A 16151-nucleotide genomic window follows, 5' to 3' on the forward strand; every position below is an offset into this window, starting at 1 on the left:
CTTCGAGAGCTTCCTCAACCTCGCCGCAGCGCGCCTATGGCTGAAGGCTTTTGTCAACACGGCTTAGGTTGGAGGATTGACAGTGAACATTATGAGAACTTTCATTCTGCTCGCTGCCCTGACCGCGCTGTTCATGGGCACAGGCTACATGATCGGCGGGACCGGCGGCGCTCTCATTGCGCTCATGATCGCGGGCGCGATGAATTTCGTTACCTATTGGAAGGCCGACAGGATCGTGCTGTCCATGCACAAGGCGCGCGAGGTGAACGCGAGGACCTCGCCCGACTTCTACAGCATCGTAGCGATCCTCGCTCAACGCGCTGGTCTTCCCATGCCCAAAGTCTATGTGATCGACAGTCCACATCCCAACGCCTTCGCGACAGGCCGCAATCCTGAAAACGCTGCGGTTGCTGCAACGACGGGCTTGCTGGATATGCTCTCGCGCGATGAAGTCGCAGCGGTGATGGCGCACGAACTGGGCCATATCCGCAACCGCGACACGCTCATCATGACCATGGTGGCGACCATAGCGGGTGCGATTTCCATGCTGGCGAACTTCGGCATGATCTTTTCGAGCGACAATCGCAGCAATCCGCTTGCACTCGCAGGAGCCGTTCTGCTTGCACCGTTTGCCGCCATGATTGTTCAAATGGCGATCAGTCGGACGCGCGAATTCGGTGCTGACAGAGCGGGAGCCGAAATCTGCGGCGATCCCGACGCACTGGCCTCGGCGCTGCGCAAGATTTCCGACGCGGCTCGCCAGGTGCCCAATCCGGTGAGCGAGCGGAACCCTGCAGCAGCCCAGCTTTACATCGTTCCCACGCAAGTGGGTGAGCTGTTCTCGACCCATCCGGCGACCGAGCGTCGGATATCAGCATTGCGCGAGTTGAAGCGTGGCACGCTGAAGAAGCACGGCTTCCCAGCAACCCGGACGCCGTTGCCGGGCTAATGCACGGCCGAGCGCTACTCCGGGGCATGACCGCAAGGCTGCCTCGGAGTTCGCTCCGGTTCAGCGACCGCCCTTCAATTTTTTGAAGCGTAAAATGGCAAAACGCGACACAAAGCAAAGGAGGATCGATCATGTCGCAACCTGTCTCTCGGTACTTGCATCCTTTCGACGTTGCCCATCACCCCTCGCTTGAACCCGAGGTAAGACGGGCGATCCTTGCCTCCTGGGCATCCGACCGCAACGCGGTCGAGAGCCAGCCCGGAATGCGAAAGCCACCCGAATTGAGAAAGCCCGTGGGGATTGATGATATCTTAGATGCCATGAAGTCACTCGACGACGAAAACCGCCCTACGAGGTCACAATGACGGATCGGGCCTTTCTCGTTCAGCTTGATGGCTACGGGCTGACGACGGCAGAGATATGCTACTTCATGCCCGACCACCCCTTGATCGTGCAGACTTTCGCGTGGCAAGAATACGACGCAGCACCGGACTTTCCGGTGCTGTTCGACTTTCTCGACTACTGGAGACGCGAGATCGAGGCTGACATCCAGTCAGTGCGTATCGCCCACGACAAACTTATGCGGCCCGCCAACTGGCGCTCGGCGGATGGGGTCATCTCGTGGGAAGACTGATAGGTCCGCTTTCGGGGTTGCTCTTTCCTGGCCTGTACGTCCGACTTTGGGGCGCAAAGCTGACGCAAGCAATCGACTCCAATTTGCAGAGATTGGAGCCGCTCTCCTCTGCCGATCAGCCTGATTGCTCCGCCTCAAACGCCCGCTTTCCCTTGCGCCGAAAGAGCACCAGCGCCTGCGCCCCATCCGGCCCGCGCAACTTGGCTGCGACCGTGAGGAACGCGCCGTAGAGCGCGGCGCGATCATCATCGGTCAGTTCGACCAGATCGGCCTTCGCGACCAGGCCGCCCAGCTCGATCAGTTGCCGGGTTCGTTCGCGTCGTTTGACCTGCCATTCGCGCATGTCGGTTCGTGCCCTTGCCGCCTCAAGCCGATGCTGCGCCGCCGTCGAGCGCGAGAGTGCCTTCCTGCTGCTGGCGAGGTCCTTTCGCAGTGTCGCGTGACTTGCCCTGAAAGAAGGCCGCGCCGCGCTTGCGCCAGCCCTCCCCAGTTCCCTTGTCGGTGTTAGCCGCAGCGTCGAGCAAAGCGCCCGCCAAGACATCGACATCAAGCGCGTCGGCTCCGGTTGCCGTGACCAGCGCGCCGAGGTCGCGCACGCGACGTTCCTTCAACTGCTTTGCCTTCTCGGCAAGCGCCTTCAGTTCCGAATCAAAATCGCGGGGTTTGCGCATGGGACATCTCCATCGTTGGTGTGATGGAGCCATGATAATCGGGGAGCTTTCCCAATGCAGTAAGGTCGCCGGGAAAGTGTGATACCGCCTAGTCCCGATCAGGATTTTATCATGCGAGGGCGCGCTTATACGTCGTGCCGACGTTGCGTTTGCGGTGTAACTGGATTGCCGACATGGCAATCTTTCACTTCAGCGCAAAGGTCATCGGAAGGTCGAGCGGACGAAGTGCCGTTGCGGCGGCGGCCTATCGTGCGGGCGAGAGATTGCACGACGAGCGGATCGACAGAACCCATGATTTCACCAACAAGGCAGGTGTCCTTCAATCCGAAGTGATGCTGCCCAAAGGCGCGCCCAAAGCGTTCGCCGACCGCGCCACGCTGTGGAATGCAGTTGAGGCCGCCGAGAAGCGCAAGGATGCCCAGCTATCCCGCGAAGTAGAGTTCGCCCTGCCACGCGAGCTGTCGAAGAAAGACAACATCAAGCTTGCGCGCGAGTTCGTCAAAGCCGATTTCGTCGAGAAGGGCATGATTGCCGATCTCAATGTCCATTGGGATATTGGCGAAGACGGCAAAGCCAAACCGCACGCGCATGTCATGCTGACGATGCGGGAGGTCACCAAGGACGGTTTTGGTGCAAAGGTCCGCGACTGGAACAAGACCGCGCTGATCGAGCAATGGCGCGAGCGCTGGGCCGACCATGTCAACCGCGCGCTGGCTGAGCGCGACATCGATGCGCGGATCGATCACCGCAGCCTCGAAGCGCAAGGCATTGCTCTGGAGCCGCAGGACAAGATTGGCCCCGCCGCATCGCGCATCGGCGGTCGCGGGCTGGAAGCCGAACGGATCGAAGAGCATCGCGCCATCGCCCAGCGCAATGGCGCACGCATCATTGCCAATCCCGCGTTGGCGCTGGACGCGATCACGCACCAGCAAGCGACGTTTACCCCGCGCGATCTTGCGGCGTTCGTTCACCGGCACAGCGACGGGAAGGAGCAGTTCGACGCAGCCTACAATACCGTGCGCGCATCGCACGATCTGATCGCTCTGGGCAAGGACGGACGCGGGCAGGACCGCTTCACTTCGCGAGCAATGCTCGAGACCGAACAGCGCCTGCATCGCGCCGCCGACGCAATGGCGCAGCGCGCCAAGCATGGCGTCGAAGACGAGCAGCGAAATGCCGCCTTCGCCAGTGCTGCAAAGCGCGGCCTGGTCCTGTCCGGCGAACAGAAATCCGCCTTCGAGCATGTCACCAACAGCAAGGGTCTTGCCGTCGTCGTTGGCTATGCCGGGACCGGCAAAAGCGCCATGCTGGGCGTGGCGCGCGAGGCATGGGAAAGCGCGGGCTACAATGTGCGTGGCGCAGCCCTGTCAGGCATTGCCGCCGAAGGACTGGAGAACGGTTCCGGCATCGTATCTCGCACTATCGCCAGCCTTGAGCATCAATGGGGCAAAGGACGCGAACAGCTCACGTCCTGCGACGTGCTCGTGATCGATGAAGCGGGCATGGTCGGCACCCGCCAGACGGAGCGCGTGCTTTCCCATGCCGCGAAGGCTGATGCGAAAGTTGTCCTGGTCGGTGACCAGCAGCAGCTTCAGGCCATCGAGGCAGGCGCAGCGTTCCGGGCGATCCACGAGCGCCATGGCGGCGTCGAAATCAGCGAAGTTCGCCGCCAGCTTTCGGCATGGCAGCAAGATGCGACCACGCAGCTCGCCACGGGCCGAACCGGCGATGCGATCCGCACTTACGAAGAGCGCGGCATGGTCCATGCCGCCGACACACGCGAGGCTGCGCGCGCCGCCCTGATCGAGCGGTGGGAGCAGGAGCGGCGGGGAAGCTTTGGCGACAGTCAGATCATCCTCACCCACACCAATGACGAAGTCCGCGAGCTGAACAAGATGGCGCGCGAGAAGATGCGCGACGCTGGCGCGCTGGGTGCCGATACCACGATCAGATCGGCACGCGGCGAGCGGCAGTTTGCGTCAGGCGACCGGATTATCTTTCTGCGCAACGAACGCGAGCTTGCGGTGAAGAACGGCACCCTCGGCACGGTCGCAATAGCCAGTGCAATGAGCATGGCGGTGCGCACAGACGATGGCCGCGAAGTTGCCTTCGAGACCAAGGACTACGCCCATATCTATCACGGTTACGCCGCCACGATCCACAAGGCGCAGGGCATGACGGTGGACCGCACCCATGTGCTCGCCACTCCCGGTATGGACAGTCATTCCGCCTATGTCGCCCTGTCACGTCACCGCGACGGACTGGCGCTGCATTATGGGCGCGATGACTTTGCCGATCAGTCCAAGCTTGTCCGCACGCTGGGCCGTGAGCGGGGCAAGGATATGGCGGGCGACTACAAGCCCGAGCTAGCCTTCGCCGAATTGCGAGGGATCAGCTTCCGCGAGCGGGTCTTGGAGATGGTGCGACAGGTGCCGGAAAAGGCGAAGTCGATCTTCAGAAACTTCCGTCCGCAGGCCCGACAGCTTGAACCAATCCCGGCGCAGGCGAACACGCAGAACGAGCAACGCCGCGCGGTCGAACGCTACGCCCGTGCGCTTGGTGATATCGGCAAGATGCAGGCCCAGGGCTTGCCCGTGCTTCCGCACCAGAAGGACGCGCTGAAGAAGGCTGGAAAGGCGCTCGAAGCGATCCGGCACCATGCCGCCACCGATCTCGCCAAGGCGCTGGAGCGGCATCCTGAGCTGATTGCAGAGGCCGCAGACGGGCGCAGCCAGGAGGCCATGCGCGCCATGAGCCAAGAGGCCGCTGTGCGCACCGATCCGGCGCTGCGATCCGAGCGCTTTGTGAAAGACTGGCAAGTACTGAGCGCCGCGCGCAAGGAGCTTGAGCAGCAAGGCGACCGTGCCGGTGTTGCCAAGGTGTCGGCCAAGCTGACCGCGCTGGCGAAGGGGCTTGAGCGCGATCCGCAGGTTGAAGACCTGCTGCGCGGCAAGACCCGCGAACTGGGCATCGATCCGAAGCCCGAACGCAGCATCGCAAACGAACTCACCGCAAACATCGCCCGCGAGCGCAGGCTCGATCTCGGAATGGGCATTTAGGAGTTGAATGATGGAAGACGATCAAATCGAAGAAGTGCAGTTGGACCTTGAAGTGGAAGAACCACACGCCCTGGAGTCAGAACCGGAAATTGAAACGGTGGAAGAAGCCGATCCGGCAACGGAAGCGTTTGCCCGCCTCGAAGGCGAAATGGCAATGGTACGGCATACCGTCCAGAACATGGCCAGGGAACGAGCCGACATCGTAATCCCGGACTACACGGCTACACTCGGCCAGATGGCCGATCAGTTGGCAAAAGTCTCCAAGACGTTGAGCACGATCGGCAACAAGCCTGCCATCGAAATGACGCCGGAAGACATCGCAGTTCAGATCAAGCACGCCTCGCTCGACATGCTGCGCGATGCCAGCGACCTGTTCCGACACGGACGCAAAGACCTCGACATTGAAACCGGTCGGCTCGCTGCGATTGTCGGGCGTGTCCGAACGGAGGACGAGCAGAAGCGCCGAACCTGGCGCTTTGCAGGTATGGGGTTGGCTGCCGGTATCCTCCTATGGTCGATCCTTCCCGGTACCATTGCCCGCGCCATGCCCGAAAGCTGGCATTGGCCCGAAAGTATGGCTCGCAAGGCGGTTGGCGAGCCGACTATCGTGGATGCAGGGATTCGGTTGATCCGATCTCAGAATCCAGATGCATGGGAGGAGTTGATGGTGACGCACAGCACATTGAACGCGAACCGTGACGCGCTCGATCGGTGCCAGCAAAAGGCACAGGAGGCGGAACATTCAGTCAGTTGCACGATCCAAGCTGCTCCGTGAGCTACAACCGTTTCCAGCGAGAGATGCCCGGCATATTCCTAACAACTATGCTCCGACCCACATTCAGACGTTGGGAGCGGCAGACAAAGACATTGCCGGTGCACTTGATGCGAGAAGAGAAGCGAGGCGGCACGCGACGGACAAATCATTGACCCGCACGCTCAGGGGCTCTCCGCGCCTCTACTTCATCCATCAGCGCAACTGCCATAGCCTTTTCTGCTGCTTGCCCCTTGTTCAACTCGTCAGAAATTGCAGCGAGAACACCTGCAACACCTTCACTTGACGCCCAAGTGAAATGCGGCGCTTGCGCCTCAGTTTGATCAACAATAACTTTGCAAATGTCAGGAACAAGCTGAGGATTGCGATGTAAGACATCGCGTACCAAAGGAAGCCGATAGAGCGCAAAGATGTTCGGATCCATGTTGCCAGTGCAAATGTCCTGAATCGCCAGTCTGATCTGCAAAGTCACGAGATCAGCGGACAGCAATCGCTTATCGCTCAGTCCCATTTCCTCGAACGCTTGATAGGTCCACATATCGTGATCCATATCGCGCCTGGCATAGAAGCGCGTAATCGATGCGGGAAGCGGGTTTGTCATCTTTATCAGCGCGACGGTCACCGGGCCCATGGTTGGTTTCAGATCATCGGGGTGCCAGATGTTCTCGTGATCGCCCTCGGTGGCATCCAGAAATGCCGTCAGAAGATTGTCGAGCGCTCTGATACCGGCTTCACTTGGATCGGCGACGAGGATGTCACAGAACTCATCTTCAATAATGGGTTTGCCACGGTAGTAGAGCGCTGGAGCCCAACGATGATCGACAACGATTTCCGGCAGGTGCGCGCGCACTTCGCGTGACAATTCTTCCAGACCGGAAACGATGTCGTTCGTATCACGTCCGCTTACCTTGACGTAGCCGCGACGGATTTTGGCTGTCATGCGATCGACCTTCTTGCGCAGCCGTTCGTTTTCTTTGAGGTCCTTTTTGTTGACCCTCAACGCTTTGACTTGCTGAACGCTCTCGGCAGACTCCATTGGTGACAAATTGCTCGTGGGCCAATCAATCTCCCAATGGTCACCATGCACGCGCAGCTCAAAATCCGCGCTGGCACCTCGCTGGATATCAACTGTCGTGTCGTATCCGCTCCAGTATTTCCATTCACTCCCGTCAGGATGGGAGAGCTGATACACAGAGCCAAGATCGCCGCCCGTAGAGATGATCCGACCTCTGCCGCCGCGCGACAAGGTCAAGAACTTATCGTTTGTGAGCCACAAAAGGGTATCTGTGCCATGCTCACAGTGTTTGGACCATGAGCCCAGGACGCCTGCGAACAGTTCGCATTGTCGGGGCTCGCACTTTTCCCAAGGGAAGGAGGAGAATGGCTGCGGGTCCAGGCTCATCAGACGCTTCACCGTCGCTGCGAACAAGATTGGTTGAGCTACTCGATTGTAGGCAGGATTGTTGTACGCCGGGGCTTGTTCCAAAGGCTCGAAATGTTGGTCCTCAGCCTTTCGTGCAGAGCTAGACCGCCAATCATCCAACCGGTCAAGATATGCGGCATCAATGCCCTTGAAAATCAGATCAATTTCACGCTCACCTTGTGCGAGTTCCGCTTTATTGAAACGCTGCGTATCTGTCCGCAGCAGATTCTCACCCGTTATCACGCGATAGGGTATGGTGCGCTGAAGGGTTGGCTGGTCACCAATGTCCCAAATCTCAAGAGCCATGGCGTAATCGCCAGCGTTCTTGCGTCCGAACACTTTCTGAAACAGTCCGCTTGTTTCTGGAGCCTTGGGGGACAGCTTGACGGGTTCAAGTGCTGGTACAACCGCAGTCATTCCATCGGGACTGAACGAACGCACAGGTAGATTGGAGTATGCCATGCCCTGCAAGTGGGTCCGCAACACATCAAAGCGGGCCGTTTGCGCGTCCAGATCGAGAACGGCGAGGCCGTCGCTGACCTCTATCATTCTATGGATGCTCGGATTCTTCGGTTTTGGATCACTGACCCATGAAGGCCCCGTATATTTGAAGAACCCAAATGGCAGTACCACTTTACCATCCGCTCTGAATACTGCCCTAGCGGCGCGTGGAAATAGCATTCGACGCAGACCACTTGGTGTATCTGAGGCGTAGCGCAGGAACGGCGAATCATCGCGCGTTTCCTGCTTCAAAGAACCATCGGATGTCGGAATGGAATCCCACGGTATCCCTTCCGCTTTGAGTGCTTCGTTGTCCTTATTCAGCAAATCGAACTGGCCATCATCGCGCAGCTTGATGAGATTGTATCGCGCCGTGATGTGAAAGCTCTTGAGGTCAATCACCTGCACAAGGCCGGGATTGCAGTGATAGGCTATAGCGCGGCTATGGTCGACAGAGACTGCCAAACGATCATAGCGGCGCGACTGCTTGAGCCGTTTTTCAACCTGCAAAGTAGCCAAATCAACGAGTGCCACTTCGCCCTTATAGGACAGAGCGAGACAATGATGATCGCCGAGCAGGACAAAATCCCGGCACGACGCATCCGCAAAGATCGCCAGCAGCTGCTCGTCATTGCCCCCCTTGCGAACCGCTAGAGCAGAGCCCCCTGCATCCCCATTGATCGACCTCACCAAGTATTGCACGGCTACATTCTCCATAGATGCCAACGCATTATGCCGAATATACTTAATTATTGGTTGTGGTAATGATGGGAGCTGACTGCGCGCATTTAGACAATGCTTCAATTGGATTTGGGTTTGGCGACTTGTGTTCTGCGAGGGTGCCCTCAATCTTCCGAAATTGGCTTCCCTGAACAGTACCTACCCCAAGCGTCCATGAGTTTGATGCGCACGCCGGGGTTTTCCGGCGTGCCGAGATAGGTTGTACGACGATATGCAGCCTGCACGGCATCGGGCGTCTTATGCGCCAGCGCGGCTTCGACAACCGCATTGGGGAAGCCTTCGTTCGCCGCCCAATCGGTAAAGCTGGAGCGGAAACCGTGGACGTGGAACGGCTCCTGCATGTCGCGCATGACCTTGAGTAGCGTCATATTGGACATCGCCTTGCCGGTCATGCCGGGGAAGACCACTTCGGCTCCCTCAAGCCGCATTGCATCGGCCTTCACGAGCACCGCCAGAGCCGCCTCTGACAGCGGCACGATGTGCGCCCTGCTGCGCTTCATGTGCTCGGCTGGAATTGTCCAAAGGCGCTGGTCCAGATCGAATTCGTCCCATTTAGCAAGCCGCACTTCCTGCGAGCGAACGCCCGTCAAAATGAGAAGGTCGAGCGCGAGACGCGAATAGGATGGCTTGCGACGCAGCGCGGTCAGGAATGGTGGGACGGCCACGTATGGCATAGCCTTGCGGTTCGCCGGTTTCTTGATCTGTCGCGGCAGCCCTCGGCCCGCTTTCAGGCTGCTGTTGCCCGATGGAGCCTCCGTGGAGCGCCAGCCCCTTGCATGGGAGTAATCAAGCACCGCGCAAATCCGGTTGCGGACTTGCCGGGCCGTTTCCGGAATTTCCTGCCAGATCGGCGTGAGCACCCCGATGATGTCGGCAGCGGTGATCCCGCCGCTCGTCATATCGCCCAGTTTCGGGAACGCGTAGTTTTCCAGACTCGCGAGCCATTGGCGACCATAGACATCGCTTTTCCAGCCTGCCTCGTTCTCCGAATGATATTGGGTAGCGGCTTCGCGGAAGGTGACTTTAGCTGCTTCCTGGTCCTTGCGCTCGGTCAGCACATCGCGCTTCTCGACCTTTACCGCCTTGCGGAGTTCGGCGGCCTTCGCCCGCGCCTCGGCCAGCGTCACCAGCTTTGCGCTGCCCACTCCGATATCCCGTCGCTTGCCGTCCTGTTGGAGTCGCAAATTCCAGTAGGCACCCCCACGTTTGTCCACTTTCAGGAATAATCCGTCACCGTCCTGATAGGTGCCCGGATTCGCCAAGGCTGCCTTGACCGCTACCGCTGTGAGTTTGCCCATTGCTTTACCCCCACACTCTTCGGGACCGAGTTGCGAAACCAAAGTGTGGGGGTAAGCCACTTTACCCCCACACTACCCCCACACTTGGTTCCGGTTGCAGGCAAATTGCAGCGGTCAAATGCGGACAGTAAGGGCGATAATACCCTTGGTTTTCTGGGATTTCTAGGGCTTTTCAGGGATGACGCGAGAAAGGGCGGTGGTGGACAGGGCTGGATTCGAACCAGCGTACGCTTGCGCGGGCAGATTTACAGTCTGCTGCCTTTAACCACTCGGCCACCTGTCCACACATGGGCCTTGAATTGAACGCCGTTCCGGGCGTCTGCTCAATGAAGTGAGGCCTGAGGCCTCGCTGCCGAGAGGCGCCCCTTTGGCGAAGCTGTGCTTGCCTGTCAATGGGGGTACTGGCAAAGGCGCTTAGAACTTGCATGCAAAGTAGGAATTTATGGCAAAAGGTGATCGCAAACGGGCTTTACGGGGCCGTGCTGGCCGGATGAAGGGCGGACGCGGTTCTGGAAAGGGTACGGCTGGCTATGTGCGGCTGTGGGGCCGTCACCCGGTCGAGGCCGCTCTCAAGAACCCGGCGCGCGAACATCGCAAGCTGTGGGCAACAAGGGAAGGCATCGAAAGTCTTGATGGCGAACTTCCAGCAGACTTTCCGGTGGAATACGCAGACGTCAGTGATCTGGCACGGCTTGTCGCGAAGGATGCGCCTCACCAAGGGCTGGTGCTGGAATGCGAACCGCTTCCCGATGTGTTTATCGACGAGGTTGCAACAGGTGACCCTGCACGCCCCGTGGTGATCCTTGACCAGGTCACCGACCCCCACAACGTCGGCGCGATCCTGCGATCAGCCGCTGCATTCGGGGCAGCGTGTGTCGTGACACAAGACCGCCATGCCCCGCCCGAAGGAGGCGTGCTGGCCAAGTCCGCATCAGGCGCATTGGAGACCGTTCCATGGGTGCGCGTGGTCAATCTGGCCCGCGCTATGGAAGAATTGGCAGAGGCGGGCTATTGGCGCATCGGACTTGCAGGAGAAGCCGAAGCGACCCTTTCTGAAAGCCTTTCAACGGGGCCACTTGCAATCGTTCTTGGCGCAGAAGGCGAAGGCATGCGGCACAATATCGCAGGCCATTGCGACACTTTGGCGCGCCTGCCAATTTCGTCAGATATCGAAAGTCTTAACGTTTCGAATGCAGCAGCAATTGCATTATATGCAGTAGCAACCCGTTCGGCAGGCTGATCGGGAGTTTCCGAGGGGGAAGACCAAATGACAATCGCAACACCAAAGCGTAACTTTGCGGCCGCTCTTGTGGCAGGGCTTTGCCTGCTATTGACCGGCTGTTTTATCACACCGGGCAAGTTCACCTCTGAGCTTGTGCTGATGGAAGGGAATGATTTCACCTACACTTACGATGGCGAGATTTTCTTCCTGGGGCTTTCGAGCCTTGCGAAAATGGGTGCCGCAGGTGACGAGTTTGAACCCGACGAATGCTACGATGAAGAAACCTACGCCGACCGCGAATGCACAGAGGCTGAGCTGGCGGAGCAACGTCAAGTTTGGGAAATGAACGCTCCCATCCGCGCCGCCCAAGCGCAAGAGCAGGCCCAGCAAATGGGCACGATTATGGGCGGCATTGATCCCAGCGATCCGCAAGCGTCTGCTGAACTGGTCGAATTGCTGTCACGCCAAAAAGGTTGGGAGCGGGTCATCGACAAGGGCGACGGCGTGTTCGATGTGCGCTATTCGATTAGCGGCAATCTGAGCCATGATTTCATGTTCCCGGTGCTTGAAGGTTTTCCAACCACCAATCCTTTTGTTCAGATCATCCTTCGCAAGGACAATGTGGTGCGGGTGAATGCGCCCGGATTTGCCGCTCAAAACGATTCGAACCCAATGGGCGGGATGATGGCTGGTATGGCCGGGCTCGGCAGCATGGCGGCGCTCGCAAATGATGCACCAAACGGCGGCGAGATGCCCAACCTTCCAACTATGGAAGGCACCTTCACCATCATCACGAATGGTGAGATCAAGGCCAATAACACAGATGAAGGCGCGGTTTCCGACGCAAGCGGTCAGCGGCTTGTCTGGAACATCTCACCGCGCACCAAAGCGGCGCCTACCGCTCTAATCGATCTTTCGCGCTAACACGCAAAGACACCAAGGCACTAAAAAGGCCCCGCCAGCATTGCGCTGACGGGTCCTTTTTTGAAACTCGCCTAACCTATTTGCGCAAAGGCAGCGCTTAGTTGACGGCGTCTTTCAAGCCCTTGCCCGCTTTGAACTTGGGCTGATTAGACGCTTTGATTGGCATTGGTTCGCCTGTGCGCGGATTGCGTCCCATCGACGCTTTACGCTTTGCAACGGCAAAGGTGCCAAACCCGACCAGGCGCACTTCGTCGCCGCCAGCAAGAGCTTTCTGAATTGCGTCAAAAACACCTTCCACAGCGTTCGCCGCATCGCTTTTCGAAAGTCCGCTAGTTTCAGCAACCGCACCGATCAGATCATTTTTGTTCATATTTGCTACCCCTCAATCTTCTTAAGACTTGGTTCGAGTGAATCACCCCTGATAGCGGGGGAATTGAGCCGTTTTTTGGTGGGCTGTCAAAGGCAAATCAGGCAATTTTACAATGAGACAGCGCTAAAATCCCTCATTCACGACGAACTGAGCCCCACTTCAATAATACTGTGGGCCCAAGGACTTTGAAATCCTTGCGCTTTTTGCAAGTCCAGTCCTTTCAGGCTCGCTTTTCGCCTGATTATCAATGCGCGGTGGGAGTATCTGTCCCTGCTGATACTTGAGCGCCCGGCTGCGTCGCAAGATCATCAGCTTCGGTCCATTCAATAGGCGTTGGCCGTTCTATCAGCGCGTGTTCGAGCACTTGGTCAACATGGGCCACAGGCACAATCTCAAGCCCTTCTTTCACGTTGTCAGGCAGCTCGGCCAAGTCTTTCACATTCTCTTCAGGGATGAGCACCTTGGTGATGCCGCCGCGCAAAGCTGCAAGCAGCTTTTCCTTAAGCCCACCAATCGCCAGAACGCGGCCGCGAAGGGTAACTTCGCCGGTCATGGCCACATCCGGGTTCACTGCGATCCCAGTGAGGGTTGAGACAATCGAGGTCACCATGCCCACGCCAGCACTTGGCCCATCTTTGGGCACCGCGCCTTCGGGCAGGTGGATGTGGATGTTCTTGCGTTGGAAAAGCGATGGCTTGATCCCGTATTGCGGGCTGCGCGCTTTCACGAAGGAAAAGGCCGCCGCAACGCTTTCCTGCATCACATCGCCAAGCTTACCGGTGGTCTTGATCTCACCCTTGCCCGGCGTCGTAACACTCTCAATCGTGAGCAATTCGCCGCCGACACTGGTCCAGGCAAGGCCTGTGACAGCGCCAACCTGAGGCTCATCATCGCTCATGCCGTGCTTGAATTTGCGCACCCCGGCAAAGTCGCCAAGGTTTTCCGGCGTGATGACAACAGAGGCGGCCTCTTTCTCAAGGATTTTCCGCAAGGATTTGCGAGCAAGACGCGCGATTTCACGCTCAAGCGTGCGAACGCCGGCTTCACGCGTGTAATAGCGGATAAGATCGCGAAGCCCCTCTTCGGTAAGCTCAAACTCGCCTTTCTTGAGCCCGTGCGCCTTCACCTGCTTGTCGATCAGGTGGCGCTTTGCAATCTCGACTTTCTCGTCCTCGGTATAGCCTTCAAGCCGGATGATCTCCATCCGATCCAGCAGCGGTTGAGGCAGATCGAGGCTGTTTGCGGTGGTCACAAACATGATGTCCGACAGGTTGAGGTCAAGCTCAAGATAATGGTCCTGAAACTTGTCGTTCTGTTCTGGATCAAGCACCTCAAGCAGCGCCGATGCCGGATCGCCGCGGAAATCCTGACCCAGCTTGTCGATCTCATCGAGCAGGAACAGCGGATTGCTCGTGCCCGCCTTCTTCAGATTGTTGACGATCTTACCCGGCATGGAGCCAATGTAAGTGCGCCTGTGACCGCGAATTTCCGCCTCATCACGCACCCCGCCAAGCGATTGGCGCACGAATTCGCGGCCCGTGGCTTTAGCAATGGACTTGCCCAGCGAGGTTTTACCAACACCAGGAGGGCCAACAAGGCAAAGGATCGGACCTTTGAGCTTGTTGGTGCGCGCCTGCACGGCGAGATATTCGATGATCCGGTCCTTGACCTTCTCAAGACCATAGTGGTCGGCATCCAAAATCTCTTGCGCCTTACCGATGTCTTTTTTGACCCGGCTTTTCTTGCCCCAAGGGAGCCCTAAGAGAATATCGAGATAGTTGCGAACAACCGTCGCCTCAGCGCTCATCGGCTGCATGCCTTTGAGCTTTTTAAGCTCGGCCTTCGCCTTGGCCTTTGCTTCTTTTGAAAGCTTGGTTTTCTCAATCTTTTCAGTCAGCTCGGCGATCTCGTCGCCCTCACCATCGTCCGAACCGCCAAGCTCGGACTGGATCGCTTTCAATTGTTCATTGAGATAGTATTCGCGCTGCGTCTTTTCCATCTGGCGCTTTACGCGGCCACGGATTTTGCGCTCCACCTGAAGGACGGAAAGCTCGCCTTCCATAAAGGCCATGACCAGTTCCAGCCGCTTGAACGGGCTTCCCTCTGTCAGGAGCGATTGCTTGTCTGAAACCTTTGCACTGAGCGCGGCGGCGATGGTGTCAGCAAGCTGTCCCGCGTCATCAATATCGGACAGGTCGACATTGTTCTCTTCGCCCATCTTCTTGTTAAGCTTGGTATATTCGCCAAACTGTTCGGTCACTTGCCGCATTAGTGCGGTGACTTCAGTGCCCGCGACCGTCTCCGGTTCGAGCAGTTCCACCTCTGCGATCACATGGCCGGCGTCTTCGTGCAAATCGGCAAGCTTCGCGCGCTCTTTGCCTTCAACAAGGACGCGAACCGTGCCGTCGGGCAGTTTGAGCATCTGGAGCACTTCGGCAACAACGCCCACGTCATAAAGGTCAATGCGCTCTGGATCGTCGCAGGCCGGGTCAAGCTGTGCAAGAAGGAAGATATCCTTTGACGCCTCCATCGCAACTTCGAGCGCAGCAACGGATTTATCGCGGCCAACAAACAGAGGCACGACCATACCGGGAAACACGACAATGTCGCGAAGGGGGAGAAGAGGGAATTGTGTAGTCATATTATGCGATCCGTGACGACCATTAGGGCGCGCCGTTTCATGGAATATGGGTAGCAGGGTTAAAGCCTGCAATGGTGGATTGCACCAAGCTGTGGACTACAGAGCCCTAAAGGCAGGTACCCCATCGAGGGGGGCCGGGTATCGCCAGAACACTATCGGTGATTTCCATTATCGTCTCAGGGTTTTCTTGAGCGAGAGCGAGCAGAAACTTACCGGTATCGTTTTGCTCGTCAAATTTGCACAGCTCCTGTGTCGAAGCATCAGCTGAACCTTGTTGGGCACGAAACCGATCAAGCCCGTCTTGCTCCCACCCGTTTGCGAGCAATCGATCGGCAAGCGCACTGCGCGCGTCGGCATAAGCGCTCAGCGTTTCCTTGCTAGCCGCTTGCTCGCCCAGATCGCACCGCGACGCGACCTGATAAGCAATCTCTACGATGGCTGCCCAACAGATAACCCCCATATCTGATGGGGGCGGTACGCTTTCTTCGCTACTCCGCCCCTCTTGAGCGTTCACAAAAGCGGCGCTCGCCATCAACCCGGCAGCCAGAAGCAGGCTAGGAAAAGCTCTTTTGTTTGATCTCACAGATCAACCCATCCCCGGCAGATTAAACCCCGGTGGCAAGCCCATACCGCCTTGCATTTCTTTCATCTGCTCTTCTGACACGCGGTCCGCCTTGTCGCGCGCATCGTTGAATGCAGCGGTTACGAGGTCTTCGACAATGTTCTTTTCTTCGACCTTCATCAGGCTGTCATCGATGCTGACGCCCAGAATGCGGCCCTTGGCTGATGCGCGCACTTTGACAAGGCCGCCGCCTGCCTGACCCTCGACTTCGATCGAGTCGAGTTTGACCTGCATATCGCCCATCTGTTTTTGGATGGTCTCTGCTGCCTGTTGTGCAGCTTGCAACATTTCTTCCATGCTTTTCATGGGGATACTCGTCCTTTT

At 57.9% G+C, this 16151-nt stretch carries 15 protein-coding genes and 1 tRNA gene; 7 read left to right on the forward strand and 9 right to left on the reverse strand.

Annotated features, from left to right (window positions below):
- Positions 1–82: 82 nt before the first annotated feature.
- The 3 genes from EH31_RS05905 to EH31_RS05915 all read left to right on the forward strand — a co-directional run bounded on the left by EH31_RS05905 (position 83) and on the right by EH31_RS05915 (position 1583).
- Complete coding sequence (locus tag EH31_RS05905; RefSeq protein WP_199797003.1) at positions 83–949, forward strand: M48 family metalloprotease; 867 nt, start codon at positions 83–85, stop codon at positions 947–949.
- A 131-nt stretch (positions 950–1080) separates the two neighbouring features.
- Positions 1081–1314 (forward strand): hypothetical protein, encoded by a 234-nt coding sequence (locus EH31_RS17945; protein WP_034959140.1) that lies wholly within the window; start codon positions 1081–1083, stop codon positions 1312–1314.
- Complete coding sequence (locus tag EH31_RS05915; protein ID WP_034959142.1) at positions 1311–1583, forward strand: usg protein; 273 nt, start codon at positions 1311–1313, stop codon at positions 1581–1583. The genes EH31_RS17945 and EH31_RS05915 overlap by 4 nt, the downstream gene beginning before the upstream one ends.
- Before the next feature lie 115 nt (positions 1584–1698).
- Here EH31_RS05915 and EH31_RS05920 read toward each other — a convergent pair whose 3' ends face one another.
- A complete protein-coding gene (locus tag EH31_RS05920) occupies positions 1699–1926 on the reverse strand; it encodes a conjugal transfer protein TraD (protein WP_034959144.1) in 228 nt (75 codons plus the stop codon).
- Positions 1927–1948: 22 nt separating this feature from the next.
- Positions 1949–2254, reverse strand: a complete 306-nt coding sequence (locus EH31_RS05925) for a conjugal transfer protein TraD (RefSeq protein WP_034959145.1) — start codon at positions 2252–2254, stop codon at positions 1949–1951.
- Positions 2255–2427: 173 nt separating this feature from the next.
- Between EH31_RS05925 and traA the strand changes: the two genes are divergently transcribed.
- Together traA and EH31_RS05935 are read left to right on the forward strand one after the other, a co-directional pair.
- Positions 2428–5313, forward strand: coding sequence for a Ti-type conjugative transfer relaxase TraA (gene traA / locus EH31_RS05930; protein ID WP_034959147.1), 2886 nt, complete (start codon positions 2428–2430; stop codon positions 5311–5313).
- 10 nt (positions 5314–5323) lie between these two features.
- Entirely contained in the window at positions 5324–6088 is a 765-nt protein-coding gene (locus EH31_RS05935) for a DUF6118 family protein (RefSeq protein WP_241765848.1), read from the forward strand.
- Between the two features lie 145 nt (positions 6089–6233).
- Here the strand turns inward: EH31_RS05935 and EH31_RS05940 are convergent, their stop codons facing one another.
- From EH31_RS05940 to EH31_RS05950, 3 genes are all read right to left on the reverse strand, one after another.
- Positions 6234–8711, reverse strand: coding sequence for a hypothetical protein (locus EH31_RS05940; RefSeq protein ID WP_152553482.1), 2478 nt, complete (start codon positions 8709–8711; stop codon positions 6234–6236).
- Between the two features lie 143 nt (positions 8712–8854).
- Positions 8855–10048 (reverse strand): tyrosine-type recombinase/integrase, encoded by a 1194-nt coding sequence (locus EH31_RS05945; RefSeq protein WP_034959154.1) that lies wholly within the window; start codon positions 10046–10048, stop codon positions 8855–8857.
- Between the two features lie 197 nt (positions 10049–10245).
- Positions 10246–10331 (reverse strand) — tRNA-Tyr (locus EH31_RS05950).
- Between the two features lie 159 nt (positions 10332–10490).
- Between EH31_RS05950 and rlmB the strand changes: the two genes are divergently transcribed.
- Positions 10491–11288 carry a 23S rRNA (guanosine(2251)-2'-O)-methyltransferase RlmB gene (gene rlmB, locus EH31_RS05955; RefSeq protein ID WP_034959155.1) on the forward strand — a complete coding sequence of 266 codons (798 nt, stop codon included), beginning with the start codon at positions 10491–10493 and terminating at the stop codon, positions 11286–11288.
- 27 nt (positions 11289–11315) lie between these two features.
- On the forward strand, positions 11316–12194 hold the full coding sequence (locus EH31_RS05960) for a hypothetical protein (protein ID WP_034959158.1): 879 nt from the start codon (positions 11316–11318) through the stop codon (positions 12192–12194).
- A gap of 97 nt (positions 12195–12291) precedes the next feature.
- Here EH31_RS05960 and EH31_RS05965 read toward each other — a convergent pair whose 3' ends face one another.
- From EH31_RS05965 to EH31_RS05980, 4 genes are all read right to left on the reverse strand, one after another.
- On the reverse strand, positions 12292–12564 hold the full coding sequence (locus EH31_RS05965) for an HU family DNA-binding protein (RefSeq protein WP_034959160.1): 273 nt from the start codon (positions 12562–12564) through the stop codon (positions 12292–12294).
- A 244-nt stretch (positions 12565–12808) separates the two neighbouring features.
- Positions 12809–15205: an endopeptidase La gene (gene lon / locus EH31_RS05970; RefSeq protein ID WP_034959162.1), complete on the reverse strand. Its 2397-nt coding sequence runs from the start codon at positions 15203–15205 to the stop codon at positions 12809–12811.
- Between the two features lie 106 nt (positions 15206–15311).
- Complete coding sequence (locus EH31_RS05975; RefSeq protein ID WP_206742013.1) at positions 15312–15665, reverse strand: hypothetical protein; 354 nt, start codon at positions 15663–15665, stop codon at positions 15312–15314.
- Positions 15666–15791: 126 nt separating this feature from the next.
- The gene (locus EH31_RS05980; RefSeq protein WP_034959166.1) at positions 15792–16133 is read right to left on the reverse strand and encodes a YbaB/EbfC family nucleoid-associated protein; all 342 of its coding nucleotides are present in this window, start codon (positions 16131–16133) and stop codon (positions 15792–15794) included.
- Positions 16134–16151: the final 18 nt, after the last annotated feature.

Origin of the sequence: Erythrobacter longus (assembly GCF_000715015.1) — a bacterium.
Taxonomy (GTDB): Bacteria; Pseudomonadota; Alphaproteobacteria; order Sphingomonadales; family Sphingomonadaceae; genus Erythrobacter; species Erythrobacter longus.

Bases quoted from the DNA above. Each gene is read 5' to 3' on its own strand.
- EH31_RS05960 (WP_034959158.1), top strand. From the start codon at position 11,316: ATGACAATCGCAACACCAAAGCGTAACTTTGCGGCCGCTCTTGTGGCA.
- EH31_RS05975 (WP_206742013.1), bottom strand. From the start codon at position 15,665: ATGGGGGTTATCTGTTGGGCAGCCATCGTAGAGATTGCTTATCAGGTC.
- EH31_RS05920 (WP_034959144.1), bottom strand. From the start codon at position 1,926: ATGCGCGAATGGCAGGTCAAACGACGCGAACGAACCCGGCAACTGATC.
- lon (WP_034959162.1), bottom strand. From the start codon at position 15,205: ATGACTACACAATTCCCTCTTCTCCCCCTTCGCGACATTGTCGTGTTT.
- EH31_RS05965 (WP_034959160.1), bottom strand. From the start codon at position 12,564: ATGAACAAAAATGATCTGATCGGTGCGGTTGCTGAAACTAGCGGACTT.
- EH31_RS05945 (WP_034959154.1), bottom strand. From the start codon at position 10,048: ATGGGCAAACTCACAGCGGTAGCGGTCAAGGCAGCCTTGGCGAATCCG.
- traA (WP_034959147.1), top strand. From the start codon at position 2,428: ATGGCAATCTTTCACTTCAGCGCAAAGGTCATCGGAAGGTCGAGCGGA.
- EH31_RS05915 (WP_034959142.1), top strand. From the start codon at position 1,311: ATGACGGATCGGGCCTTTCTCGTTCAGCTTGATGGCTACGGGCTGACG.
- EH31_RS17945 (WP_034959140.1), top strand. From the start codon at position 1,081: ATGTCGCAACCTGTCTCTCGGTACTTGCATCCTTTCGACGTTGCCCAT.
- EH31_RS05925 (WP_034959145.1), bottom strand. From the start codon at position 2,254: ATGCGCAAACCCCGCGATTTTGATTCGGAACTGAAGGCGCTTGCCGAG.
- EH31_RS05980 (WP_034959166.1), bottom strand. From the start codon at position 16,133: ATGAAAAGCATGGAAGAAATGTTGCAAGCTGCACAACAGGCAGCAGAG.
- EH31_RS05935 (WP_241765848.1), top strand. From the start codon at position 5,324: ATGGAAGACGATCAAATCGAAGAAGTGCAGTTGGACCTTGAAGTGGAA.
- rlmB (WP_034959155.1), top strand. From the start codon at position 10,491: ATGGCAAAAGGTGATCGCAAACGGGCTTTACGGGGCCGTGCTGGCCGG.